Source organism: Nitrospira sp. NS4, assembly GCF_049546785.1.
Taxonomy (GTDB): Bacteria; Nitrospirota; Nitrospiria; order Nitrospirales; family Nitrospiraceae; genus Nitrospira_D.
Map to the genome: position 1 here is coordinate 99,533 of NZ_JBMWAN010000001.1, position 24,957 is coordinate 124,489.

Annotated in this window: 30 protein-coding genes; 5 read left to right on the forward strand and 25 right to left on the reverse strand. The window is 57.7% G+C overall.

From position 1 onward, the window contains the following. Positions 1-35: 35 nt before the first annotated feature. The 20 genes from ACO9S2_RS00460 to ACO9S2_RS00555 form a co-directional block, all read right to left on the reverse strand. Entirely contained in the window at positions 36-593 is a 558-nt protein-coding gene (locus ACO9S2_RS00460; protein ID WP_423719792.1) for a BON domain-containing protein, read from the reverse strand. Between the two features lie 68 nt (positions 594-661). Then, entirely contained in the window at positions 662-889 is a 228-nt protein-coding gene (locus ACO9S2_RS00465; RefSeq protein WP_423719793.1) for a CsbD family protein, read from the reverse strand. A 348-nt stretch (positions 890-1,237) separates the two neighbouring features. Beyond that, positions 1,238-2,071: a hypothetical protein gene (locus tag ACO9S2_RS00470; RefSeq protein ID WP_423719794.1), complete on the reverse strand. Its 834-nt coding sequence runs from the start codon at positions 2,069-2,071 to the stop codon at positions 1,238-1,240. Between the two features lie 263 nt (positions 2,072-2,334). After that, positions 2,335-2,721, reverse strand: coding sequence for a response regulator (locus ACO9S2_RS00475; RefSeq protein ID WP_423720685.1), 387 nt, complete (start codon positions 2,719-2,721; stop codon positions 2,335-2,337). 1,181 nt (positions 2,722-3,902) lie between these two features. Then, positions 3,903-4,982 carry a polysaccharide deacetylase family protein gene (locus ACO9S2_RS00480; protein WP_423719795.1) on the reverse strand — a complete coding sequence of 360 codons (1,080 nt, stop codon included), beginning with the start codon at positions 4,980-4,982 and terminating at the stop codon, positions 3,903-3,905. Positions 4,983-5,080: 98 nt separating this feature from the next. After that, positions 5,081-5,908 (reverse strand): class I SAM-dependent methyltransferase, encoded by an 828-nt coding sequence (locus ACO9S2_RS00485; protein ID WP_423720686.1) that lies wholly within the window; start codon positions 5,906-5,908, stop codon positions 5,081-5,083. Positions 5,909-6,094: 186 nt separating this feature from the next. Further along, on the reverse strand, positions 6,095-6,448 hold the full coding sequence (locus tag ACO9S2_RS00490; RefSeq protein ID WP_423719796.1) for a hypothetical protein: 354 nt from the start codon (positions 6,446-6,448) through the stop codon (positions 6,095-6,097). A 412-nt stretch (positions 6,449-6,860) separates the two neighbouring features. Then, positions 6,861-7,595 (reverse strand): GDSL-type esterase/lipase family protein, encoded by a 735-nt coding sequence (locus ACO9S2_RS00495; RefSeq protein WP_423719797.1) that lies wholly within the window; start codon positions 7,593-7,595, stop codon positions 6,861-6,863. A gap of 308 nt (positions 7,596-7,903) precedes the next feature. Beyond that, the gene (locus ACO9S2_RS00500; RefSeq protein ID WP_423719798.1) at positions 7,904-8,047 is read right to left on the reverse strand and encodes a hypothetical protein; all 144 of its coding nucleotides are present in this window, start codon (positions 8,045-8,047) and stop codon (positions 7,904-7,906) included. 439 nt (positions 8,048-8,486) lie between these two features. Further along, positions 8,487-8,795 (reverse strand): BON domain-containing protein, encoded by a 309-nt coding sequence (locus ACO9S2_RS00505; protein WP_423719799.1) that lies wholly within the window; start codon positions 8,793-8,795, stop codon positions 8,487-8,489. Between the two features lie 314 nt (positions 8,796-9,109). Continuing rightward, positions 9,110-9,475, reverse strand: a complete 366-nt coding sequence (locus ACO9S2_RS00510) for a PEP-CTERM sorting domain-containing protein (protein WP_423719800.1) — start codon at positions 9,473-9,475, stop codon at positions 9,110-9,112. Positions 9,476-10,050: 575 nt separating this feature from the next. Beyond that, complete coding sequence (locus tag ACO9S2_RS00515) at positions 10,051-10,695, reverse strand: superoxide dismutase (protein ID WP_423719801.1); 645 nt, start codon at positions 10,693-10,695, stop codon at positions 10,051-10,053. Positions 10,696-10,724: 29 nt separating this feature from the next. Continuing rightward, complete coding sequence (locus ACO9S2_RS00520) at positions 10,725-11,432, reverse strand: M48 family metallopeptidase (protein WP_423719802.1); 708 nt, start codon at positions 11,430-11,432, stop codon at positions 10,725-10,727. 959 nt (positions 11,433-12,391) lie between these two features. Beyond that, positions 12,392-12,646, reverse strand: coding sequence for a response regulator (locus ACO9S2_RS00525; protein WP_423719803.1), 255 nt, complete (start codon positions 12,644-12,646; stop codon positions 12,392-12,394). A 154-nt stretch (positions 12,647-12,800) separates the two neighbouring features. After that, positions 12,801-13,079: a hypothetical protein gene (locus ACO9S2_RS00530; RefSeq protein WP_423719804.1), complete on the reverse strand. Its 279-nt coding sequence runs from the start codon at positions 13,077-13,079 to the stop codon at positions 12,801-12,803. Between the two features lie 1,180 nt (positions 13,080-14,259). Continuing rightward, a complete protein-coding gene (locus tag ACO9S2_RS00535) occupies positions 14,260-14,958 on the reverse strand; it encodes a Crp/Fnr family transcriptional regulator (protein WP_423719805.1) in 699 nt (232 codons plus the stop codon). Positions 14,959-15,107: 149 nt separating this feature from the next. Beyond that, a complete protein-coding gene (locus tag ACO9S2_RS00540; protein WP_423719806.1) occupies positions 15,108-15,320 on the reverse strand; it encodes a hypothetical protein in 213 nt (70 codons plus the stop codon). Between the two features lie 71 nt (positions 15,321-15,391). After that, positions 15,392-15,760, reverse strand: a complete 369-nt coding sequence (locus tag ACO9S2_RS00545; protein WP_423719807.1) for a hypothetical protein — start codon at positions 15,758-15,760, stop codon at positions 15,392-15,394. A 30-nt stretch (positions 15,761-15,790) separates the two neighbouring features. Further along, positions 15,791-16,012 (reverse strand): hypothetical protein, encoded by a 222-nt coding sequence (locus ACO9S2_RS00550; protein ID WP_423719808.1) that lies wholly within the window; start codon positions 16,010-16,012, stop codon positions 15,791-15,793. A 44-nt stretch (positions 16,013-16,056) separates the two neighbouring features. Beyond that, positions 16,057-16,224 (reverse strand): DUF1328 domain-containing protein, encoded by a 168-nt coding sequence (locus tag ACO9S2_RS00555; protein WP_423719809.1) that lies wholly within the window; start codon positions 16,222-16,224, stop codon positions 16,057-16,059. Positions 16,225-16,620: 396 nt separating this feature from the next. Between ACO9S2_RS00555 and ACO9S2_RS00560 the strand changes: the two genes are divergently transcribed. Continuing rightward, complete coding sequence (locus tag ACO9S2_RS00560; protein ID WP_423719810.1) at positions 16,621-17,496, forward strand: helix-turn-helix domain-containing protein; 876 nt, start codon at positions 16,621-16,623, stop codon at positions 17,494-17,496. 278 nt (positions 17,497-17,774) lie between these two features. On the opposite strand, the gene ACO9S2_RS00565 is transcribed toward ACO9S2_RS00560, so the two are convergent. Then, positions 17,775-18,650 carry a substrate-binding domain-containing protein gene (locus ACO9S2_RS00565; RefSeq protein ID WP_423719811.1) on the reverse strand — a complete coding sequence of 292 codons (876 nt, stop codon included), beginning with the start codon at positions 18,648-18,650 and terminating at the stop codon, positions 17,775-17,777. A 1,151-nt stretch (positions 18,651-19,801) separates the two neighbouring features. Between ACO9S2_RS00565 and ACO9S2_RS00570 the strand changes: the two genes are divergently transcribed. The 4 genes from ACO9S2_RS00570 to ACO9S2_RS00585 all read left to right on the forward strand — a co-directional run bounded on the left by ACO9S2_RS00570 (position 19,802) and on the right by ACO9S2_RS00585 (position 22,155). Further along, the gene (locus ACO9S2_RS00570; protein WP_423719812.1) at positions 19,802-20,140 is read left to right on the forward strand and encodes a hypothetical protein; all 339 of its coding nucleotides are present in this window, start codon (positions 19,802-19,804) and stop codon (positions 20,138-20,140) included. Between the two features lie 53 nt (positions 20,141-20,193). Next, on the forward strand, positions 20,194-20,520 hold the full coding sequence (locus ACO9S2_RS00575; protein ID WP_423719813.1) for a hypothetical protein: 327 nt from the start codon (positions 20,194-20,196) through the stop codon (positions 20,518-20,520). 368 nt (positions 20,521-20,888) lie between these two features. Beyond that, positions 20,889-21,224 carry an RNA recognition motif domain-containing protein gene (locus tag ACO9S2_RS00580; RefSeq protein ID WP_423719814.1) on the forward strand — a complete coding sequence of 112 codons (336 nt, stop codon included), beginning with the start codon at positions 20,889-20,891 and terminating at the stop codon, positions 21,222-21,224. A gap of 73 nt (positions 21,225-21,297) precedes the next feature. Next, positions 21,298-22,155 (forward strand): acyl-CoA desaturase, encoded by an 858-nt coding sequence (locus tag ACO9S2_RS00585; protein WP_423719815.1) that lies wholly within the window; start codon positions 21,298-21,300, stop codon positions 22,153-22,155. A 198-nt stretch (positions 22,156-22,353) separates the two neighbouring features. Here ACO9S2_RS00585 and ACO9S2_RS00590 read toward each other — a convergent pair whose 3' ends face one another. From ACO9S2_RS00590 to ACO9S2_RS00605, 4 genes are all read right to left on the reverse strand, one after another. After that, entirely contained in the window at positions 22,354-22,536 is a 183-nt protein-coding gene (locus ACO9S2_RS00590; RefSeq protein ID WP_423719816.1) for a hypothetical protein, read from the reverse strand. Between the two features lie 40 nt (positions 22,537-22,576). Further along, positions 22,577-22,921 (reverse strand): hypothetical protein, encoded by a 345-nt coding sequence (locus ACO9S2_RS00595; protein ID WP_423719817.1) that lies wholly within the window; start codon positions 22,919-22,921, stop codon positions 22,577-22,579. 82 nt (positions 22,922-23,003) lie between these two features. Then, on the reverse strand, positions 23,004-23,246 hold the full coding sequence (locus ACO9S2_RS00600; protein ID WP_423719818.1) for a CsbD family protein: 243 nt from the start codon (positions 23,244-23,246) through the stop codon (positions 23,004-23,006). 333 nt (positions 23,247-23,579) lie between these two features. Further along, positions 23,580-24,938: a DUF3422 family protein gene (locus ACO9S2_RS00605; RefSeq protein ID WP_423719819.1), complete on the reverse strand. Its 1,359-nt coding sequence runs from the start codon at positions 24,936-24,938 to the stop codon at positions 23,580-23,582. Positions 24,939-24,957: the final 19 nt, after the last annotated feature.

Below are 24,957 nucleotides of genomic sequence, written 5' to 3' on the forward strand. Positions count from 1 at the left end.
TTCGAACCGGAACGAGCGATGCTTTCCTCAAAACCCTAGGCATTCTCCTTCACAGTGAGATCGTTCTTCACGGACTTCACGCCCGGGACGAACCAGGCCGTCCACGACGCGTCCGCACTGGTCATGAGGTCCTTGACCTCGCCGGTCAGCGAGACGACCCCTGCGTTGGTCTGCACCGCAATATCGGCCTTCTTCAGACGAGCGTCTTTCGCAAAATGTTCCTTGACGCGGGCCGTAATCGTCTCGTCCTTTTCCTCCACCGCTTCGCGTTTGGACGGGGCCACGACCTCAAGGTCGTTCTTCACGCTCTTCACACCATCGATCAGTTTGGTAATGTCCCCCGCCGCATGCTTGGCCGCATCAGAATCGACCTTGCCACGGAGCATCACCACGCCCTGCGTAGTCTCGACATCGATCTGCCGTCCTTTAACCCGGCCATCGGCCGCAAGGGCGATCTTGGTTTTCGCCGTGAGCCACGTGTCGTTGATCGGGGTCTTCTCTGTGGCCTTATTCGCAGCAGTCACGGATCCGGTGATGACAGCCCCACCAATAACCAGGGCCGTGCAGAGTGTCAGTACATAGCGTATGTTCATGATTGTATCCCCTTAACTCAATGTGAAATCGCTCAGTGCTCCAGCATTGATTGTTTGATGACTTCCTGTTAGCGCATCTTATCTTTCGGGGTTTCCGGCGCCGCTTTCTGAAGCCACTGGTCCGCCCACTTCATGAGCTCCTCCTTCTTGTCGCCGTAGCGCTCATGCACTTTGCCGGCAAACTTGTCGTAGCTCCCCTCGATCTGCGTTAAGTCATCATCAGTGAACTTGCCATACTGTTGTTTCAGTTCACCTTTGAACTGCATCCATTTTCCTTTGAATTGATCCGCATTCATGGTGTCTTCCTTCCGTGTGAGATACGATGCCTTGGTTCTCCTATCGCTCTGGCTTTGTCAGTCCAATCCCCCTTCTCCTGGACCAGTATGGCGAGGAGAACCGCGGCGGTCTGGTCAAAATTGCACAGTATTGACGAATGCAACCGGAAACGCGGTAAACGGCCCCGGCGCAATGGAAGCTCAGGAGAGGAAGCAGACGGAGTCCCTAATCGTGGAGGTGAACTGTGAGAAGGGAGCTGTGTACGTGCACGTCCACAGTGCCATCAATAACGCCCAGTTTGGGAAACCGATTCATGAAAAACCTGAACCGGAATGGCGACACCGCTGATCGGAACGACTAGCGCACCGCTATTTAGCAGAGCGTTTCTTATCCGCCATCTCAGCGGTAACCCGGGGGGTTAGAAGTTCGATGTGCACGATCTGCCCCATGAGTTGCAAGGGCCCTTCAAATTGGACAAACGCCGGCACCTCATCGACCAGAATCCAACACATATAGTGAAACGACGCCGGGAGCTGGCCGGTCATCTTCCCGAAAAACTCCTTAATCAACCCAACCTGCGGTTGGAAGACATACTGCGTGGCTTTCCCTGCCTGGTCGCCGATGCGGACGGGTTGATCCTCCATCGCAAGTAACTGCAGTCTGTACACCTGTGGCGTCGGGGTGAATGCGAGGATGCTCACCGTTTCGTCAACTCCCTTCTGAAGGTTCTTTGATACCGTGATCAGCATCCCGTTATAGACATCCTTAGGCAGATCCACTGCCCCGGTCAGGATCTCCTCTTTCGCGCCTTCTCCCGATTTCGAACGAACCTTATATTGCCCCGTCCCTCGATCTATCGAGACGTCGATCTGGTCCGGAAACGATGGGCCGCGCTGGACCAGATGATAGCGAATCACCGTAAACACACGCTGTTGCGAAAAGACCACGACCTCATCGTGGAGAGAGCCGTCCTTAAAACGGAACATCATCCGGCTTTCGACAAGACCGTCCTCTTTAACCACCTGGGTCAATTCTCCCTGGCCGAGCATCTCCCCGGCAATCGACCGCACGAGCAAATAGGCATGAGTGACGCCCTCAGAAAACCGGACGGCGACAGGCGCCGCATCTGCGAAATGGACAGATCCGAGCGTCGCCGTGAGCAGGAGGACGGCCAACTTGATGCGGACCTGACGAATGGACATACCGGTGCTCATGACACGACCTGAAAGGATGCTGAATAACGTCTGCATTGTCTCAAGAACTCAGCCATGAATTGGACCGCTTATGAGCCTGTCAGGTTTGATATCAGGGTCCGTCAGTTTATTTCGTGTATCTCGCAGAGCAGCGATCGACGAGCTGCTCATCTGAAGACTCGCCGGCTCACCAGGCTCCGAGAGATTCATCGGCGAGCCCAATACTTCAACACGCTGCTACGCATCGAAGCCCTGGCCACCCCCTCGCAGGATCACGCGTGACGATGCGGCACCGATCGGGGCATTCCCTGTCGCACGACCTTCGGAGCAGATTCGTGCTGGCCGACGAGGTATGCGGACGCGGCGATTCCGGCACAGCACTTCAGCGCCTGCTCCAACTCCACCGCGTCGAAGGGTTTGGTCAGGCAGGCGCGCGCGCCTGCTGCGACGGCCTGACCCGCAATCTGACCGCCCGGATGACCGATCATGGCGATCACTGAGACAGACGGATACCGCACTTGAATATGGAACAAGACCGTGAGGCCGGTAATCCCGGAAATCATATAATCCAACAGCACCACATCATAGTTCGCATGCACATAGTCCGCGTGCGCCAGCCTGTTCAAACAATCACAGCCGTTCTCAGCCTCATCGACAATATGCGCGTTCTATTCCAGGCGCATCGTCAGTAAGCCCCGGAGGATGGCATCGTCGTCGACCACAAGAATACGCTTCCGCTTCATGGGAGCATCCTTTCGGAGCCTGCCCTGTCTCACCGGGTCATGGGATGATGGTGGGTCAGGCACTCCACCTGTGTGCACACAAGATATCGGTCTCCTGAGTCGCCCTTGTGCAACGCCCCTGGCTTTCGCGCCTGCTCGCGCGGAAGGTTGAACCGCGATATCCGTCTGAGCAGACGAGCTTCCCCCTGGGAACTCGAACTCCCCCTCACAACCTCGAGACGTGAGCCCTCATCCGCATTCCGACCAGCCAACCCGAATCCGCGGACCAGGACCTTGCCTCCGTCTCAAGGATAAGCACTTTCAGCGTGAGGGCGCAGGAATACGATCCCGCTCTTCCTGACTGTCCTGCGAGACGCGCCCCGATATGGCGTCGGAGGGCGAATACGATTGGTGCGAACGACCGCGTCCTCGATGCACCCGCAATTGACGCATCGCGTGACCGGACTCATTCGGGTCATTTCCTCTCTGAAACCGTCAAATGTTTCAGGGACAAGCAACCCCCTACAACGTTGGCAGAGCATAGACCCTCCCTTCTCCAATCGATGTGGTGTGAACGAGTGACCCAACACCGATAGCAGGTTCATCCCGCCGCGAATGTGATTATTGAAGCGGGGCAGGCGTCTGCTGATGTCCCGGATTGTGAGGCGGCCATCACGTCTGAGGCTCACTGGACCACCCCCTCGGGTCCCGGATAGACGGTGATATCAAGCACAGTATGCGGACAACACCACGAGCTGTCTGGTCATATTTGCTCACTAGCCCCCCTGGCGGGACAGGCCGGCGGTCCAGCGAGACACTCGTGCACCCTCAGTGTTCATGACAGTGCGTCACCACACGGCCCCATGGAGCCTCGCTGATTCGAATCGACCTGCGACGATCATCACGAGCAACATACCCGTTCTGATGAAACAGCCTTATGAATGCTGGGGCCGAACGTAGTAACGCCAGAAGATGAGGTTGAGAATAATGAAGGTCAGCACAATGCCGAGAATACCGGACAGGGCAAGATCGAACCTCTGCCGGACCACAAGGAGCGGGAGCAGGCTTTCAAGAACCTGGTCGAGACCAGAGGTATGACTGCCCGGAGATAAACCGTCTTATCCTCGAGACCTGAACAGATGGGTCCCGACGCGGGACTCTGCGATGTCGCTCCCTGCGAGTGCAGTCACAGGCCCATTGAGGCGATCGATAGCAGGTGCGCCGCTTCGCTCGCATGCGTCATAGGCTGAACCGGGCACCCCGCTCAAGGAATCCGCAAACAGCGACGATTCATGCCCTCGCAGTACCATGTGCTCGACAAAGGCGTGCAGGAGGGAGAAGTTCCTGGGGCTCATGCCCTGCATATTCCAGATGGACATATTGTGCGGAAACGTTTGCTGATGCGCAGACACGAATTCGTGGGGATGGCAGTAGAAGACCAGCCGCGGAGACCGCCGGACAATCCGGCGCACCATCCACTTCATGACCGGCAGGCCGAGCACCCGAAGCGTCGCCATATTGATGGGGAAAAGAAACGCGGAGGGCGCCATCTCAATGATCGCGCTGCGTCCCCGCAGGCATAAATGGGATGACGAGAGACGATACGGCTCAGTCGGAGCACGAAAGTATTTCAGGTAATGCACCCGGCCGAAGCCGCAATCGAATCGTCTCGCCGGCACCGACGAATCGTATTGGTAGCCTTCGTCTTCAAGCGCGCGCACCGTCGTTTCGCCGATCCACAAGCTCGGTGCGCGGAAAACGACCGGGCGAACCCCTGAGGCCTTCTCCACGGCCTCCGTGGCAAGCCTGATCCAGTCTCGCTGCCTGGCGTAACTGGCGGACCTGAAATCCTCGTCACGCTCAAGACCGCCATGTTCCCACCCGTGCGTGCCGATTTCGTGTCCTCGCCGCCGGCATTCTCCAATCAGAGTCGCATAGGCTTCCGCAAACCGCCCCGCCACAAAAATCGTCGCCTTGAGGTTCCATCGGTCACAGAATTCCAGCAGACCCTCCAACCCGACCTCGGAACCGGGAACCCAGTCCACATCGATGGTAAAGTGCCATCGCCGAACGGCTCCTGCAGGCATAGGAGAGGGGGCTTGCGATCGTTCCGACTGCTCCGGCAACCCGGTTGAAGAATCGCCGCACGGATCTCGGCGCTCCTGCTCCTCGACCGTCTTGTGCATATCAGTCTTCACGGTATCCGACGCGGTGCTCCTTTTCGCTGCCCCTGGGTCCCCTGTGACCTCTTTTTATCATGCCCGGCCCACAGGACGTTGGAGAAGGCCCTTTTCCTCTAAGCGCGATTTCCCCTGCCCAAGTCGAGAGCCTCCATGGACCCGGACCTGAGGCCCTCGGCAGGCACGGTGCGTGCACGCCGACCATCCCGCCGGCAGACAAGCAGGACCTCATCCACGTTCGTCACGTCAATCAGGCCCGGGCCCCAGGCAAGCGGTCGTTGCAGAAGCAGCCCGAGGGGGAGAAACAGCCCGTTGTACCAGCGCATCGCCTGCGCACGCTTGTGCGTCATACTCCACACGGCGAGGTCAAGCAACCAGCCGTTCCGCGGCTGCATGCCGAACATCGCGCTCTGTTCAAGCACGAGAGAATGCTCTCCGAGGATAGCCAGGAGTTCGTCAGGCTCATAGCGTCGCACATGACCGACGAGGTCGTCGAAGGCACTCCAGCGGCCGGCATGCAGGGGCACCGACACAATCACCGTCCCATGATCCTTCGCGACCCGCGTGAGTTCGTGGAAAGCACGTCGATCATCCTCAACGTGCTCGACGATGTCGAAGGCGCACACCAGATCAAAGCTGGAGTCGGGAAATGGCAGTGCCGTTATTTCACCAAGCATCGCAAGACCGCCGCGAGCCTTCAGGCAGGAAACTGCCGGTCGGCTGATATCAACGAAGGACGTTCCTGCGATGGGAAGCCTCGGGCGCAAGCCTGCGCCGATCTCCAGCCGTGCCGGCGCCGAGGCTGCGAGCTGCGAGAGGAGGGGCCAGGTGTTGAAACGCTCCGGGGACGTCACACTGCTCGTCGACCAGAGCGTGTCGTAAAAGTCTTGGTTGATGGCGGCGCTAGACGAACGGGCGGCATTCCTCGCCGAGACCTCTGGCAAGGCCACAGCTACGGCCTGGGACGGGGTCCCTGCAATCCCATTTCGACTGAAGTGTCGCGCTCGTGAAAATAGCCGGCTCATTCTGAAGTCCCAGAGCGTATAGGAGACGCAGACGAAATAGCAGCACCATAGGGCTCCCGTCAATGGGCTGCTCGTGCCCCGGATTGGCCTCCGTATCGCGTGAGCCTAGGGAAGCAGCGCATCTCCCGCAACGTTCGTGTACACCGGGGTGAAAATGAACCCCAAGACAGGAATGAGATACCACATAACCGTCGTGTCCGATTGGACAATCCGCACCTTCGTGGCACCGTGTTTCTTGGCCTCATCGGCGAAGCTCTGGACTGTCGCGTTGAGTGTGGCGTCTCCAATCATCGGCCTCTCCATGAGGAAATTAATCGCGTAGTTCCTCGTGTTGATGTGCGTCAGCTTGTCGCCATCCATCCCTTTGATGCCGCGCAAATCAGACGCAGTATCAGTTATTGAGCAACCTGCGGACACTCCCAACACACACAACAACATCGCCATTGCGGAATAGTTCATAATGTCCTCCAGTCGACACACGCCCATTCGTGTGTGTATTTCCGGCTATTTTATCGAACTCCAGAGAAGGCAATCTGTTCACTATTGCTCACATTTGAAGAATCCAGAAGACAAACTTCTCGCCGACTCATCTCACCGTCGCCACCTCATTGAGGTCGCGGCTGCCTCGCATGCGTAAACACGTAGTCGCCCACGTGGCGGCCCTGCGCGATGCCCTCGGTCTTGTCGAAGACCAGTGGATGCCGAGATAGATGCGGCTCTGGCCGTTCTCCTCCTCCGCTTGAGACAGTGAGGAGTAGCTGCGCTCCACCTCTCCCGCTTGCTTCACCCTGACCTATCGAGCCGTGCTGGCCCACCATGGAGCAACCGATGCTTACCCATTTCCCCATGTACTTGAGCGCGCGGTGGAGAACTATCTGGCGGCGAACGAGATACTGAGCCGATTTACGAGGTAATGTGTCACAGCCTCATACCCTTCATGGGAAATATGACGCCCATCCGGCTTAGCAGATTCTTTTCGCCGTTGGCCCTGTTGATCCGTCAATACCGCTTCCAGATCCAGGAGCATGATCCCTTCACGAGTCGCCGTGTCTCTGATCCAACAATTTACCTCGGCCACGTGCCGGTTAATGTAATCCTGATAACTCTCCTTTGCGCGAATGGTTCCAATCAATGCTTTGAAAAATTCCGACCAATCATCCCGGCCCCGGACGAGTATTTCTGTGGCAAGAATAGGGATAATCCCCGCCTGTTTCGCCAACTGAACCATGGCCAAAAGACTTTCCCTCGTTCGCCTCAACGTTCTGTCGATCAGAGCTGGATCAGACCGATGCACGTCATTATTGAAGCCCCATATGATCACCGCCTCCGGCTTCAAGGCGATGACGTCGTGTTGGAATCGATCTAACATCTCAAAGGATTGTTGCCCATGCACGCCCTTGTTGATCATCCGATAACCGGCAATCGGCCTGTTTAGATCCCAGCTTTCGACATATGAGGCCCCGACTACAACAATGGTCGCCCCCGTATCGCTCATCGAGCCGTTTGCTTCAGATCGTGAGATAAAGGCCGTGGCAAGCCAACCAATGAAGGCAATCACGATAAACAGAAATGGCCATATCTGTGGGGACAGACCTTTTTGATTCATACCCCTCATCATCGCCCTGTTCGATGTTGAGCGCAGAGTTCACGGACAGCTGTGATGGGATGATTCTCCTTCCAGGAGGGACGAACGGGCATCATGTGTGGAGCGCCATTCGCCGCCTAACCTCCCATGACCGGTATCACATACCAGGCAACTCCATTCCATGCTGGTCAAAATTGCTCAGCTGTGACGAATTCATCCGGTAGCGGCTTGGCAGTGCCTCCGCGGAAAGATCACCAGGAATAAGACGGTTTAATCGTGCAGGATCCGAACGAGGAGGAATGAGCGCACGTGCAACCAGCCGTTGTAATCTATGCCCCCTGCTTCCGGAGATTATTCAAGAGGAACTTGATGCGGGAACGCGTGGCGCCGACTATTTCGGCCAGCGCGTTGTGACTGACCTTCGGAATGATTGTGTCGGGCTCATCTTCTTTCGCGAAGTGAGCCGGCAACAAGTTGCAGGCTCCTGCTGAACCGCCCGTGCAATGATTCAGTAGGACCCCGGCAGCAAGCGGCCGGTCTCCAGAACATGCGAAGCACGAACGGGAATTCGTCTCGCCTGGGAAACATGCCCTGTGCTGCCACAAGACGCTCACCCTGCTGATCGAGGTGTCCGATGCCGAAGACCTCGGTGCGAATGGCCCGTTCCTAGTCAGGGACGAGCGGTGGATGAGCGGACTGCATTGATCATGTGCCGAACTGACTGAGCCCGCTCCTCCCTCATGTCCGGAACAACCCCGCTCAAGCTTGAATAAGGAGTCCCGGCTCTTGTGGGAAAGGCCCGACTTGCGGTGTATGCGGCAGAGGGACGACTTGAGTCCCGTTGTGCTTATTTCTCCACTGGTGGGGAATCTCTGGATTTCATCGCACGCGAATTTTATATACTGGAACTGGCTATGGCTGAATAGTGATGTTATTCACGACTGCTTGAACCCCTTCCACCTGACGCGCAATCTCCTCCGCCCGCTGCTTGTCTTGCAGAGTCGCTGCCACGCCGCTCAGATAGACGGTGTTCTCGACGGTCTTGACACTGATTTGCGTCATCGTCTTGAGCGGACCATCTGTTGCAAGATGCGTCTTGACTGCTGTCGTGATGGCCGTGTCGTCGATGTAGTGCCCCGTGGTCTGGGAATTCGATTTGCACCCGGTGGCGAGCAATATGGAAACAGCCCCAGCCATCAGAATGTGTAGCGTCCGAGCCATACGAGTTCTCCCTCTGGTCACGCAAGCTCCCGTCAGGCTGCTAGAAACGATGGCGCAGGGGCCCCTAAAGCCGACCAGTCAACACGAGAACGACCAAGACCGCCGCGACCAAGCATCGCAATGACTCGAGGCAGGGTACTCCCGCGTCAACTCCAAGGGCACCGGTGAAACCACACCCTCTCCGACATCACCAAGCTATGCCCTACAAGCTCAGTATATGAATCCCCGAAACCCTTTATCTGACACCAAAAAACAGCTTCACCCGCTTAAGCACCCAAGCGGCACGCTCATAGAATCAGCGGTAGCCGAAACGTTTATGCCGCAGAAGCCTTTGGCTGCCGAAAACGCCACACGGCAACACCCGCAAAGCCAACACCTAACAGAATCAACGTGGACGGCTCTGGAACACTCGAAGAACCTCTGTGCTCGCTCGACGATAACTGCCCCTGCTGAGCCATTCCGGACGCGAACCCGCTCTTTCCTCCATCCGCATGAAAACTTTGCGGATCGAGATATCGATCGGAAAAGGTGGGCGCCGGATTCAATCGCACTGTCTCGAGACTGCTCCCCACATTCGGGATATTCTCCCTGGCATCACTCTTCGCGTTCGCCGGTTCAGTGATCAATGCCTCAGCAACAACCAGAGCGGCGCAGAGCATCAGCACAACGCTTGTTTTCATGATCTTCTCCTTACGTGCACGGTGACAATGTGGTTTCAAACGTCTCTCCTGAAGCGCATCCATTCGCTGGGATGGCCCCCAAAACTTCCGGTGTCGACTGCCGCCGCCAGTGGGCCCGCCCGATTCATGACCTCATCCTTCTTGTCGCGACACCTATCCTGAATGTTAAGCACCCAATTCTTGTCATTTCCTTCACTTGGGCACTTTACCTGCCTTCCCTCCCTGGCGATTAATATGCCAAGAAGCCAGCCAACAGTCTGTTCACAATTGCTCAACTTGCAGTATCCAGAGGCACATTGCTTTTCGTAGCCCCCTCCAACACTTACGCGGCGTCATGGCAAGGCCTCGACGGCTTCGGCATAGCGCAGAGAGGCACGGATGCGAAGAGGCGCCGGAATTACGTCGATACCCCAGACAGAGCCAGGCAACGTCTGTGGACCTGCTTCGTTGCCGCTGGTTTGGAACAGTGCGCCAACGGCGAAGCAGAAATGGATGACGGCGCGCTGATCACCACAGAAGTCGCTGCTCGAAATGGAGACACCCTTTCCGTTCGGTGTGGAAACGCTCACCACGTATTACCGCGGGACGCTCCCTGCATAAGCCGGGACAGCAGTATCGAGGCGCTCGTCAACCGTCTTCCAATGGATATTTGAAAAAAACGACTCAATGTAGACTCCCCGCTCCGATGGCTTGTAATCCAGCAGATACGCATGTTCCCACACATCCATCACAAGGATCGGAATGAAGCCGGCCACGTGCCCGTGCTCATGAAGACTGATCCAGTGGTTGGACAAGCGACGGGTTGCCGGGTTCAGGGAGCACACTGCCCAGCCGACCCCGCGTAGCATGCCCACCCTGCAGAAATCAGTTTTCCAGAGGTCCACGCTTCCATAACTGTTCTCGGCCGCTTTGGCAAACAGAGAATGCCGGCCCGGACGATCCGAACCGCCTTGCATCAGATTACCGAAGTATTGCTCGTGGAGCACCATTCCGTTGCGTTCGAATCCCAGCCGTCTGGTCAGCTCTGAATAGGCCGGCATTCCCTCGTGGTCCACCGTCCCGTCCTTCAAGAAGGCCCACAGATGTTCGATCAACTCGTTGGTGGCGGTGACATATCCCTGATAAAGCGTCAGATGCATCGCCATGGTCTGATCGGAGATTCCTCTCAGCCCATGCAAATTGAACTCGCGGGGTGTATTCACTTCGGGGATCTTCAGCATGATGTCGACCTCCATGTTGTGCCCGTCGGCTATGCCCGCACTCGTTGGATGCGATCGTCGGTCGCAGGGTGCGTCGCGAAGAATCCTCCGTCCCCTGCACCCTCCACTCGCATCAGCCACGTCAACGTGGCTGCCATGATGTGTTTGCCGTCGCGGCCGGTCAGTTGGAGGAGTTCGGCTCCATGGCGATCAGCCGCGTATTCCGCGTCTCGCCCATAAGGTCGTGCGATCAGCAGGTCCCCGGCTATCGGCACCAACCCTGCGCCCGGCACACCCAGCGCATTGAGCACGATGGCGGCGATACTCGTCCCGGTCCCAATGGTCTGGAGCGTGGTCACGTGCCCGAGATCCGCATGCGCGACCTCATGCGCGAGGACGCCCGCGAGCTGCTCATCATTCGCCTTCGCAAGCAGTCCGGTCGTGACATAGAATTCGCCGCCACCGGCATTGGCCGCATTAATATGCGAGTCATCCATCAACGCGATGCGAACCTGATCCAGCGCAATCGGGTGGTCCATCTTCTGGAGTAAAGGGGTCATGACCACCTTCAGCCGCTCGGCTTGCTGGGGATCCAAGTGCCGTCCCTCGGGCGCCGACTGCTGGCTGCCAGTCGGCGCCTGCGCCCCGGACGGCGCCTGGGAGGTCACCATCAGACAACCTGCCAGCACAAGGGCCAGGCTAAGCGCAGAGACACCGGGGCGCCGTACGGACGAGACAAAGAGTGTTTTTAGAGACATGATCGCGCCTTTCTGAACGGCTTAGACCGTTTCGTTCATCTTGCTCCGACACATCGGTCTTCAAGAACTTCACCGTAGAAACGAATCGCGCAGCCGGAGACCACACCGACGTGCGCACCGTGTCGTCAGACATCTCTCGTGAAGCGCCTCCATTGCACAGGCGTCGAGAATTGCTCTGGTCATCAAGGACACTCGATCCGGGTGCAGCATGCGATAGCGACCTGGCTTCAATAATCCGGAGGGAATCAGGGGTGAGGAGAGCGACCGGCGCTGACGTACATGCCCCTCATGGCCATGTCACTTTCGGCCGAAGGGTCCGGCGAGTTCCTGCTCCGGCTCTGCACATTTCCAGAGTTCCACACGTGAGTCCGACGACGCATTCTCGCAAACGTGATCCGAACTCCTCCATGCCCCCCATGTTCCCGGTTCATCGCAAAGCAGGCAGCATGCCACGGCCAGGATAAAGACACGACTGCGGCGTTCAGCCGCCACTCCGCGGTGTTTCCATACGGGCCAATTCCCCCTGACCGATCGCAGATTCGTTCTCTCCCGACGAAGGCACTCGATCTCTGCCTGAATCTCCGCTAACACACGATCGATTTTCTCGACCGTGATCGTGAGCCTGGGTAGGTCCCGATGAGAGACAAGAGGGTTATCGCTAATCTGAGCCGGATTGACCGCCTTCATACCCTGTGCAGCAACCGCCTGTCTCTTTGGGGTTATCATGGGGCTCTCCTCATCCTCCCAATCGGTCATCGTACTCCTCACGATTGGCAACCCGAAGGCCGAGGGGGGGTCTGCCTGGAACACGTTCAGTTTCGCGCGGCTCGGTTCACAGGCTCAAAGTGAGCTCGATCGATGCAGCCGCGCAGGGTCCGCTCCAATTCCTTGCACTCAAAGGGCTTGCTCAAGACAACCGCATGCCCCGGCCGCAAGGGCCTGGGTCTCAATCTCGCCACCTATCTGGCCGTCGTCATCACCACGGGGACTGACGGATACCACACCTGCATATGCTGCAATACCTTCAACCCTGTGATCCCCGGCATCATGTAGTCGAGTAACACCACCACGTGCCCGGCAGACGCGAGTTTACTGAGACCGTCCCAACCGGCTTCGGCCGTCTCCACCGTGGACCCGACATGCTCCAACCGCATCACCGGCAGGCCTCGCAACGCGGGGGCGTCATCAACCTCCAACACACGAAGATTCCTCATTGCAAGACCTCCCGGAGTGTCCTCACCATTCCGCTCCAATCCAACAGCGATGACGGCTCGGAGGGTTCCCCCTGGCACACCATGAATACCCGGCGGCTGGATCTTCGCTGAACCGACTCCAGGCCACCACACGCGCCCGCTCCGGCTTCGAGTCTCAGGGCTGTGGAAGGCCGACTTCTTCGAGAATGATTACGATGCGTGCGCCCTCATCAGCCTGTCGGTCCGTTAACCTGAACCCGCGAAAGAAGATCTTTCGCCCCGCGTCACAGATGACACGCTTCAATTCGAAGAGTTCAGACATGCCCCCCCCTGTGGGATGGCCCAGCATCTCCTGGATCATCATCCTAAGGGTATGCGCCGGAACACTCTCGCTGGCAGACCCCGTGTCCCGCAGATCAGGCTGGCCGGTCAGTTCCAAGGCCCGTCGATTCATATGCAGCACTTGTTGGCGCTGCGAAAAGATCACAAGGCCAGAGTGCGATCGCGTAGCGCCCCCCTTTGTACTCATCGTAAGAGGGGACAACCCCGGTTGATGCCGCCCCTGCGACTCAGAACCATCTCGTGTTCCGTATCCGTCGTGTATCAAATAACTGTCTCCCTGGGTCGGACGTAGCGAGCGACGTGTGTACCTGTCGCCAGGCCCTCAAGTCAGTGTGCTTGGCGAGGAAAGCGCTGGACAAAGTCCTAGCGTTCAACAGAGGCCCGTAGAAACACGACCCCGTCCTTCCTGATTCTTCTGCGCGGCTCCGACCGGTATGGCATCGGAGGGCGCATGCGATTGGCGAGAACGACCTCGTCCTCGATACAACCGCAATTCACGCATCGCGTGACCGGACTCATCCGGTTCGTTTCCTCCCTCAGATCGTCAAATGTTTCAGGGACAAGCAGTCCCCTACAGCGTTGGCAGAGCATTGAGCCTCCTTCTGCATTCAATGTGACACAGGCGGAACCTGGGGTGACGGATCTCCCGCCACGATGGCTCCTGTAACGGTCGAATCCCCCGCCCAGCCCCTGCATATGATGATGCCATGGCCTGAGAACCTCGCCGTGTGCCAGTTTGGCATTGAATCAAGGCCTCACCCGGACGGCTTGCGAGCGCACAGGCCACCCCTGCGCAGTGATGGTCGATCATGGTCGTCGTTTCCCGCTTTATCGCATCCGCTACTGGCCGCAGGACAAACGACATCGACCGCAGACCTCGTTTATACCCGCTTGCCCTGATCCCCTCAGGTCAGGCGACAGGCTGCGCCGTCATTCCCGATGACGTTCTCCTGTCCACCCCTCCGCAGCAGGCCATGGACCGGGCACAACTTGGGCAGAGATGCGGGCCCTGGGTGTTCGCTCGCACAAACGTTTCCCCATACCTCGCGCTACACTCACAGCAACAGACCGGCTCCGTATGGATCTCGCGTTGAAACGACCGGGCGACTCGGCAGGTCATGATGGCACCTCCTTCTGGCTCCGAACAGACGGCAAGTGACAGAGACAGTATGCCGAGATGACCCATTGCAGTCTGATCACAATTGCTCAGGGGTGCGGAATTGAAGCGGTGGCGCAGCTGGCCGCGGCTGGATTCAGCCCCACGGGACTAAATCTGCTGAACCGGAAGGGAGCTAGTCGTGGAGGACGACATTGAGGAGCGAACTGTGTATACGCATCCCACTGTCCGAACTGTCCGAACTGTCCGAACTGTCCGAACGCAACTTACCGTTGTATTCGATGAATCCCAGCTTCCGGAACTTATTCATAAAGAAACTGACACGGGAGCGGGTGGTACCGATCATCTCGGCCAGGGTTTCCTGACTGATTTTCGCAATCACCGTCTCCGGCTTCCCTTCCTTCCCGAAGTGCGCCATGAGGAGGAGCACCCGCGCGAGCCGCTTCTCGCTGGAATTGAAGAGCTGATCGACCAAGTCCTCTTGGATGCGGATCGTGTGAGTCAGGAGATAGGTCAAAAAGAACTCGGTAAATTTGCGCTCGGTGCGAAGCAGACGAATCATGGCCTCTTTGTCGATACGCACGAGACCGGCGTCTTCCACGGCGGTTGCGGTTTCCGCACGGACCATCTGTCCGACAAGACATGGCTCCCCCAAAAAGGCGCCCCGCTCCAAAATCGCGATGACGGCTTCTTTGCCATGCTGTGAGACTACCGTCAGTTTGACTTTGCCCGTCTGAAGATAGAACACGGCGTCCGCCGCCTCCCCTTGCGAATAGATCGTGCGTTTCTTGGGTACAGTCAAACTCGTGTTGCCGTTGCCCGCCCTGGTGAGGAATGCATCGAGATTAAACGGTGTCGTTTGTTTGCGTGCCATCATAGACCTCCCTGCCTGGTAGACTCAGGCCTGTTCGGGTTTGGCAGGAATTGCAATGGCTTTTCTTCCTTATTTTTGTTTAAGGAGGTCGGATGCGCTCGCCTGTTCATCCACCGCGCCGTCTCTGCCCTGCGCGCACATTGATCATATTATCGACCCCGGTTGAGGGAATAGGATCCCCCCGACGGCGAGACCGGCGGGCACAGACTGTCCATATCCTGTTGCAGTTCCCGTAAAGCCTGTCCCATTTGCTTATTCGGGCAATGCCGCAACGCATGGATACTCTTGCCCATCCAGAGCTGAAGTCCCTTCTTGGACGGCGCATTCAAGGTCAGCACATAGGTTCGTCTTGTGGTCTTCATAAGTCCCCCCTTTGAGTTGTAACGGCTGCATGGATCCATAGGCACAACGGCATGGCCCGTCCAGATTCTGGTTAGGCGGCTCGAAACACGGCGAGGAGATCGCTCAACGCCATGGTCTTGTGTTGCAGAACAGCCCGTTCCGCCTTTAACTCATTTAATGCCGCCAGTCGTCCGGGCCCATCGATATGGCAGGCCTGAACGAGGGCTCGCACGCGCCGATACTCCTGCTCGACCTTCCCTTTCACCACCGGATTACCCGACAGCATGTCCAGCGCCGCGGCTCTGGTCGCCTCGAGATGCGCCTGTAACTCGGCCTCCGGGTAACTGATGCGTGCGTCTTCACTGATGCAACGATCCATGCTTTGCGCCAGGAACAGATACAACCTGGCCAGCGTGTCCGTGATGTCCACATGACTATAAACTGTGACTTGAGCACTCATTTCTCGTCCTCCTGTTCGCTGCAAACGGGATTACGTCCCAACAGGTACTTCCAAATTCCGTGGCGACCGGTTGTCCGCTCGTGGCACGGTTTCTGCGGAAGGGTCCTGCTGCGACGTCGTTTGCATCGAGGCCTTCAGCTCCTCAATGGCCCTTACGACATCCTGCTCTGTCGATCCGAACCGGTCTCCCATCACTTTAATGGCCTGAATGATCGCTTTCTTCATTTTCGAGATTTGCTCTTCTGGTGTCATGAGACCGCTCCTTCTTGGGAATCTTGATCGAGCACCTGAATTGGTTAGGTATCCCGGGGGGTACGCCCCGTGACCAGGTGGATCACCAGCAATACAATCCCGACTAAAAACAGGATCCAGGAAATCTGAGTCGCAACCGCGGATATCCCGGCCAAATTCAACGCCCCGGCAATCAGTCCCACAACCAAGAACACCAGTGCGTAGTACAACATATCGAACTCCTTCCGTGAGCGGTGAACTACTCTTGAATGGTCCCTGTGCGAAATCCACCGCAGGTCGGTCGCAACACGACGGCCTTGCCGGCTTAACCAACAATCACAGCACTGCGGTGACACTCCGGCGTTGAAGCAGCGGAAACAGAGGGATCGATCGCGCAGAAGAGAAACGAGGCGCACGAGGGAGCGGAACTAAAACGTCAGGAGTGTGAACGGCCCGTAAACCGCCTCCCCTTATCGTCTCCGCTACGGAGACCCCGTTCATGATCCTCCTCCACTAGTCGTTAGTATAAACGACTTAACTAATACTAGTCAATCATATTCTTGCATTGCCATTCATGGCCCTTTATGATTAACCACGTTACGTTAACCTTCCTCACAAGGAGATGACTCGTGCCTATTGCGCTTCTCATCAGGAATCGGCTGAAAGAACTGGGTCTGGGGCAGCGGGATCTCGCGCGTGCGGCGCACGTCACCGAGTCGTACATCTCGCAACTGCTGGCGGAGAAAAAGCTTCCTCCGGCGCCGAACCGGACCGACATGTACGACAAGATCGGCCGCGCCCTGCAATTACCGGAGGGACAGCTCGCCAAGCTTGCCGACCTGCAGCGTCACGAGCATCTCAGGAAGCGGTTGGGAGACCAGCCGGGCGCCCTGCTCCACAATGTGCGGGAGTTGATTCTCCGCAAATGCCATCCCGGCAAGCACCGGCAAATCCGCACGATCTTTGAAAAGCAACCGTTCGGAGAACTCGAGCGGTTCGTCACGCAGAAACTGCTCGGGGTCGTGAAGAACGTCGCCCGGCAGGAACTCAACAACCCTGTGTGGCTCCGCCGTGTCGCCCGCCTCAGCAAGAAGAGCTATCCGGAAATGCGGGTCACTGTCCTGCAGTTTCTCGACACGACGATCTTCGATCTCTCGAATGAAAACTGCGTGGCATTCCTGGACCTCTTGATCGAATCCTGGGACATTGACCTCGCGACGTTTTGCATTGAGATTGTTCTCAACCGCCGGGTGTCGCCGGGCCATCATAAAACCTTCGAGTTCATCGAAAGAGGACCGGAGGTCCCCTCGGAAGAGGAGGCAGGGCTCAAGGAATTTCTCGAGGATTCGTCACTCAGCGGGGATGCGACCCAAGAAGAGATCGCGTTCCTTCGCTCACTCACATTCCAGGACAAGCGGCCAACACCATTGTACTATTACCGCGAAATTCAGAGCCTCAGGGACCCGCTGCATTTTCGTGTGTCCCCAGGCAAACGCGGGCGGTAACCACACACAAGACGGTACCAGGGCAGACCAGTCACTCGCGGGATCCGTCTGTTCAGATTGGCAGAGCCGACCGCTGCCCTTCTGCTCAGCGAGCGAAAACCATTGTCAGGGTTATTGCAGCGACCATCGCCATCAGCACCAGCAATACTGAAGGCTCAGGCCAGATCTCGCGCGGGATATGCATGACAATCTCCTCGCGTGACGACCGATGATGTGCCTATCTCCCCATGGCAAACACGGTCTCTTCCTCCTGCCCCAACAAACTACACCGCGTGGAACTACCTGCCAGGGTCGTTGTATGGAGCAAACATGTCTTCGATAATGTCCTGCCCCTCCTTCGAGAGGGCAAACTCCGCAAAAGAATCTGCGATAGGATTCGCGCCAGGCTTTCTGAGCAGCAGCACCGGCCGGCGCAGGCGATAGCGGCCGTCCTTGACGGTTTGATTGGCGGGCTCGACCCCGTCGATCAGCAACGGCGACACACCGACACCGTACATGACCGCATCAAGGACCACCCCCAACGAGGCATAGGTCACCGCCGCTCCGTTGCCGGCGACACTGCTGATCGCCCGCTGGTCGGAACGCCTCACCTGCGCAGAAAGCGGAATCTTCCCGACAATCCCCAGCACGGTTTCGAAGGTTCCACGGATATGCTGATTCGAGGGCCGATCAATGAGTTCGATCCGGTTGTCGGTCCCGCCCAGATCCGACCATCGAGTCACCCTGCCGGAGAACATTGCCGCGACCTGTTTTGCCGTAAGCCCTTTTACGGGATTGGTGAAGTCGACCACGACGGCGATTCCGTCCCAGGCGATCGGAACGGCATCGAGATCCGGATCGCGCTCTCCCGCCACGGCCAAATCTGCTTCGCCCGATTTGACCATCGCGATCGGATGAAATGAAGAATCCCAGCGGATCTCTGCCACGACACCCAGGTGCTTCTTCTCAAACGCCCGCGTCAGCCGTTCAAATACACGCAGTTCGGGACCATTTCCTGCAATGGCGATCGCTCCGGATACGGCCTCCGATACCGGCAAGAGGATCCCGGCCAATATCACCAAGAGCCAGAGGGCCGGAGCCCCTGCCACCCAACGTCGCCCCCTCTGCTTGCCTGCATTCCTCCGCAGCCAGCCACAGCCCATCAGCTCCTCCATAGTGATTATCGTCTCGATGCCATCGCTCGCGTGACAGCGTCGATGATCGCAAGGATCGCGAGGCCCATCAAAAGACCTGCAGGCCAAATCGAATCCCAGGTCAGCATCCTCCCGACTCCCGTTCACATGCGCCAACGCCCATCACCCCGTGGCCCTTCCAAGAACCCTGGCACCGCTCTTCACTCTGATTTTGCCGGGATTGGCCACAGGAGAACCGGGAACGCGTGCCCGGCTCTGGGGCGGAGGCTGGTGGCTCACTCGATTGGCCTGAATGCCGGGATCGGTCGTCTCGCCACAGAGCAAGCACCGCCACCCGGCCACCGTGTCCTGGCTCGACACATCTCTCAGTTGGACAGCGATCATAAGACCTTGGCAGCGCAGACAGTTCATGACGTTCTCCTAACGTTCTATTGATTGAACACCCGTCTCAATCTCTTCATCCATAGAGAACAGGCATAGATGGAACCGATCTGACTCCGGTGCACATAAGACTTCAGACTTCCCGGGTGGGCGGTACCGGTCACATACGTGATGCTCCCAATCCTCAGAGGAGGAACGAGCCGGGAACGTTACTGAGCATGACGGACAAATCGACTACGTGAGTATCAGGCGGCAGCGGGGACAGGGAAGCCGGACGAGCTACGAAAGATCGAGGATGCGCGAGAGATAAGATCGTATCGCGGAGCATCGCCATACGTTAGTGTCATTCTAGGAGGCGCTCGGAGGAGAGTCAACGCGTCGCAGACGTATCATCCCGAACAGAGTCCTCCAAGCATGGACACTCTCCGAACGAAACTTCAGGCAGCAGCGCACCGCCAAGAGCGACATCGTCACTCAATTGTTTTCCATCGGCTCGGGCATAAAACGAGCCATCGTTCGCTATTTGGCCCGGTGCCGTGGTAGAGTGATTCATTCGTTGTATTCCTGATATTCTCTTACTGCCTCATCGTTCCGTCCGTCTCTTCTGCGTCGACACGCGATTGCTCCGATAGTCCGCACCGTTCTTCCGTCACCGCTTGCCGCACATGCATGATTGACATGTGCGTTGTTGTCGAAGTGGCCCGTCCTTCATTCCGAAGGCGGCAGTCACGCATCATCCCCGGAGCCGGCAGGCTGCTGTCGATCAGGATGAGGCCGAAAGGAGAGCCCGCATGACCGCTGTTCCAACCCATCCCGCACGCACAGAGAAGACGTGGATCCGCATTCCAAATGGCACGATGGTTCGGCACCGTCAGGAGGGGCATGATGGATTCATCGATGGCCTGACAGAATGCGTCTCAGGACCGGACCGGAATCCAGACGGAAAAACTCAATACCGGCTGAACGTCGGCTCTCAGACCAGGCAGCTGGTCACCGAGCACGATCTGTCCATTCTGCTTGATGGGAACAACCTGATCATCATGGCACGGCAGAAAGAGCCCTATCGTCGGTCTGTCACCGCGCATCTGCGTAGCGCATTCGCCGACGACCGGTTCGTGAAGTCTACCTAGTCCCGGACCGGGCATCGCGACTGCTGATAGCCCTCTTATTCAACGAGGCAGACATGGCCGAAATCTGCTACTCAAGAGGCAGGAAGATCATCATCCACACAGAACAGAATAGACATGGCGTCTGGATCTCTCGCTTTACGATACCGGGGCTATGGGAGGCCACTCCCCGCAAATCCGGCAACCAGCCCCTGGATACCTACAAATCCGAATGGGACGCGAAGACCGTCGCGTTTGAAGCGGCCAAGCGGGTGCTCGACTTAGTCATGACGGATGCGAACGACCGTATCCCAGGAGGTCATCATGGGCCACACTTCGCTAAAAAAACGACAGCGGCAACAAACTCAACAGGAAAGACAGCAGGAAAAGGCGGTGCGCCGTGAACAACGGAGACAGGACAAGCCTGTATTCGCCCACACCACCGGTGAAGACGATCCGGATCTCAAGGGAATGGTGCCAGGCCCGCAACGGCCTCGCGATGACAATGAATAGTACCCGCGTTGGATCGGCATGATGGGGTTTTTGCCGATACATTCGCTTATTCGCAGCAGACGTGCTAGGATGTGCCTGTTTCAACGCGGCGGGCCTCGCATGGAACATCTCATCGAACGGCCCATCACCGATGTTGTTGTCACCGAGAATCTGATCGGAAGTCCGACCTAAGCCGCCTTCGTGATTGCGTCTTCGGCCCGTTCCTTCCCCTCTCCTGCTCGAGTCTCAGACAATGTCATTCTCAGAAGGAGGAACCCCCATGGGTTCAAAACTCTATGTCGGCGGCTTGCCCTACTCGGCGACCGAATCGCAACTCACCACTTTGTTTGCCACGCACGGCACCGTTGAGTCGGCGCGCGTGATTGCGGACAAGTTCACCGGACAATCGCGGGGCTTCGGCTTCGTCGAAATGTCCAGCCCCGAAGAAGCCAAGGCGGCGATTGATGCCTTGAACGGATCACAGATGGACGGCCGATCCCTGACTGTGAACGAAGCCAAGCCCCAGGAACCCCGTTCCGGCGGCGGAGGCGGCGGTCGGTTCAGTGGCGGAGGCGGCGGACGCGGGAACGATTTCGGCAGCCGCAGCCGGTTCTAACGCCACAAGGCGGACTGATAGGGGGCGCCTCCCTGAGGGGCGCCCCTCCCCCACCCCCTGAGAGGACCACCTCATGACCCCAGCCTCCATGTCATCCCCGCAGCTCAAACGTGGCGCCCCCAATTATGTGACCGCGCTGCTGTTCGGTCTCGTCACACTGGGCGCGGTCATTGGAGTTCCCGCCTTCGCCTACTTCTATGGCTACACCTGGCTGGACTGGACGATGTTCGGGCTGCTGTATGTTATGACTGGCCTGGGGATTACGGTCGGCTACCATCGGCTGATGGCGCACCGCAGCTTCGATTGTCCCAATTGGGTCAAGGCGGGCTTCCTGATCGCCGGCGGATGGGCGCTCGAAAATTCCGCGCTCAAGTGGGCGGCAGACCACATCCGCCACCATGCCAACTGCGACCAGGAAACCGATCCCTATAACGCCCAGCGGGGATTCTGGTATAGCCACTGCGGGTGGCTGTTCTTCAAGGATATCAACGCCAATGAGAAATATGCCTCGCGCCTCCGGCAAGACCCCGTCGTGATCTGGCAGCACCGGTACTACCTGCCCATAGTCCTCTCGGGTCTCGCGCTCACATTTGTGGTGGGATTTCTCCACAACGGGTGGATCGGCGGTCTGGGGTGCTTCCTGCTGGCCGGTGTGGGACGAACCTTTGCCGTGCTCAATTCAACCTTCTGCATCAACTCGATTTGCCATCTCTGGGGGCGCCAGCCACATGGCCAGGCCGACTCCAGCCGCGACAGCTGGCTGGTCTCGCTTGTGACGTTCGGCGAGGGCTACCACAACTATCACCACACCCACCAAAGCGACTACCGCAACGGACCCCGCTGGTACAACTTTGATCCGTCAAAATGGCTGATCTTTACCTTTTCGAAACTCGGGCTGGCCTCCTCGCTTCGCACGACACCCAACGCATAGCCCCGCATCCTGCGCCTGTGCCCGTGGCAGTCAAAGATACGGCACACGGCCCCCATGGCGACCTCCTCACCATCCGTGCCAGGGCCCGTGGAGAGCGAGCGATGAACGGGATACCCAGGAGCCCGATCACGCGCTGAGGCCGACCATTGCACGGAACTCGGCCTCAGACGCAATCAAGATTGCAGGTGGGATGATCGCTTACTTACCGGACGGTCGCTTGGGCTTCTTCGGCCTGTCCGCCTCAGCCGACTCTCCTTGCGAGAGGAGATCTTCGACTTGTCCCTCATTACACGTCAAATCTTCGGAGTCCCGCACGGGCGCAGCCGGATCGACTTTCTTACGGACCTTCTCATCTCCCGGATTCTTGGACGTCTCTTGCATCTTCATGTCCTTGCGCGCAGGCAGCCTCCTCTGAATTGTCCTATTCCCAGGTCCGATGGACTTCGCTCACGTGCTCGATCCCATTCGTCTTGCTGATCTGCCACTGCACCTCGTCGGGAATCGTCACGACTTTGAGTTCCGCGCAATGCCCGTTGGCATCCGCGCCCATCTCTTCCACGACACGCACGAGTGTCGCGTCGTTCCGTGGAATGAGGTGACCGCATTGATTCAAGCTCGGCTCGCGAGGCGCGGCGGCTTGCGGCCAATACACACCAAGATCCTTCTCCTGCAACGCCTCTTGTTGCCCCAACTCTCGCAGGCGCAGAAACGCTTTATGACTGACGCAAAATTCTTCGTAGCTTTTATTGATCACGATTTTCTTCATGATGCGGCCTCCCTCTTCCTCTTTTCGACAGATGAACCTTGGCCCATCCTTATAAATCGGCCCGACCGATTCCACATACCATCTAGGCTTTCGGCGCAGGATCTTTGTAGCCGATGTAGTTCCCGGTCCAGTGGGAATAACGACGGTTGGCCCAGGTATTCACCTCCTCCTTCTGAACCTCCCCATACCGCTTCTGAAGGACACCGCTAAACTTGGCTAAATCGCCCTGAATCTCGAGCAAATCCTCATCTGTAATCTTCTCCCATTTGGCCTTCAGCGGGGCTTTCAGCTGTGTCCAAAACTGTCCGAACTGTTCCTGATTCATCGCGAACTCCTTGGTTATGAGATGGCGGACGACTCCCCTGGGACACGACACCCGGGCCAGGACGGCCGTGGATCTCGCGAACGGGGACGGATACTCTGGCGTAGAAGCGGCGGAGACCGGGGAATCAGACGCGCCGGCATCGAGCAGGAAGGGATGCGCGAGAGATGGGACAGTCGGCGTGGCTCAATACGTCATGGACCACCCTACAGGGCCGACGTAGCACTGTCAATGGAGCCCAATTCGAACGCCCAAAGACTTATGGTCAGGCAAATCGCCAAATGGCCGCACCCAACAAGCTCTCTGACCCGCCTGGCAAGAGTCTGATCGGGCTGGTTACGCCGGAGGTTTCTCGCCGGAGAGCTTCTTGTGAAGAAACCTCCTGCTGAGCGTTGTGATGAGAAAGGCGAGTCCGATGGCGACAGGGACAAACACAGCGGACGCCATGTTCGGATTGTGGAGCCAGCCTAGTTCATGAAACCCCTTGAAGAAATACCCGGCAAGCCCGCTGAGATAATACGCGATCACGATCACCGAGAGCCCTTCAACGGTATGCTGAAGCACAACCTGGCTCTTCGTCGTCTTATCCACGCTCGTGAGCAGAGCCAGATTTTGCGCTTCCAGCATCAAGTCCACCCGGGCCCGAATGATCGAGATGATCCCTTCGAACCCGCGCCCCAGCGTCTCCATACGTTTCAAGAGCTGCTGATAGCCCTCCGCCACACCGGTCACTCCGCTCAGGACATAGTCGGAAAAGGGCCGATAGGACATGAGCGGGCGCTCGACCAACGACGCGAGCGTGGCATGAACAATTTTGTCGTAGGGCAATGACGCCGATAGCTCGAACTGCAGGCGGCCAGCCAGCCGATTGGTCTTCAACAGATCCTGCGTCAGGCTGTTCAGCCACCGCTGCAAGGTCAGCGCGTCGGCATGACCGATATGCCCGGTGATGATTTCCCGCTGCTGCATATGGACCTGTTCAAACTTATGGACCGAGTCAATCGCCGCTGAAAACAACGGCTTCTGCATCAGCAACAAGTGATAGTACGTTTCAATCCGCACGATCGCATCCACAATGTCCTTGAGATGCGACGCCTCCGTCCGCCCCGATCCCACGCTCACCAAGTAGCGTTCACGCCGATGCTCGTCCGGCGTAAAACTCGTAACCAGCGACGTGTCCTCGTCAAAAATCCTGCTCCCATAGATCACCGGACCTGGCAAGAGCGCGTGCAGGTCATCCCGTAAAGGAATCGCCTCCGGACCCAGGACAATATCCAGTCGGCAGACCTCGGTTCCAAGTGGCGTGACCGGAAAACGGTAGTCGGGGTACGTCAGCGTCCCGAAACTGACGTTGGCACCAGCGCCGGCGGGAAGATGCCACAGTTGATAACTGTAGTACTCCGTGTGCGCCTGCCAGACGACGATCAAACGATCCCCGTTCACCGCGACCTTGACCCCGTACCCGAAGGTCTCCCGCAGCACCGTATGGTTCGGAGCCATCTGAAAGGCCTCGACGACGCGACGAAACTCTTCACGACTTGCCGGCCGATCAGTCGGCGGATCGGCCATCCGGAAGGCCTGATAGTGAACATGCGCCGGCAGACGCAGCCACTCCGTCAGTGGAATCTGCGGCCGTTCGTGAAGTTTCCTCAGAAGTTCGTCAGTGCCGGTTTTCTTTTCGCCTACTTGCTCCACGTTCCCCTCGCAAATGAGC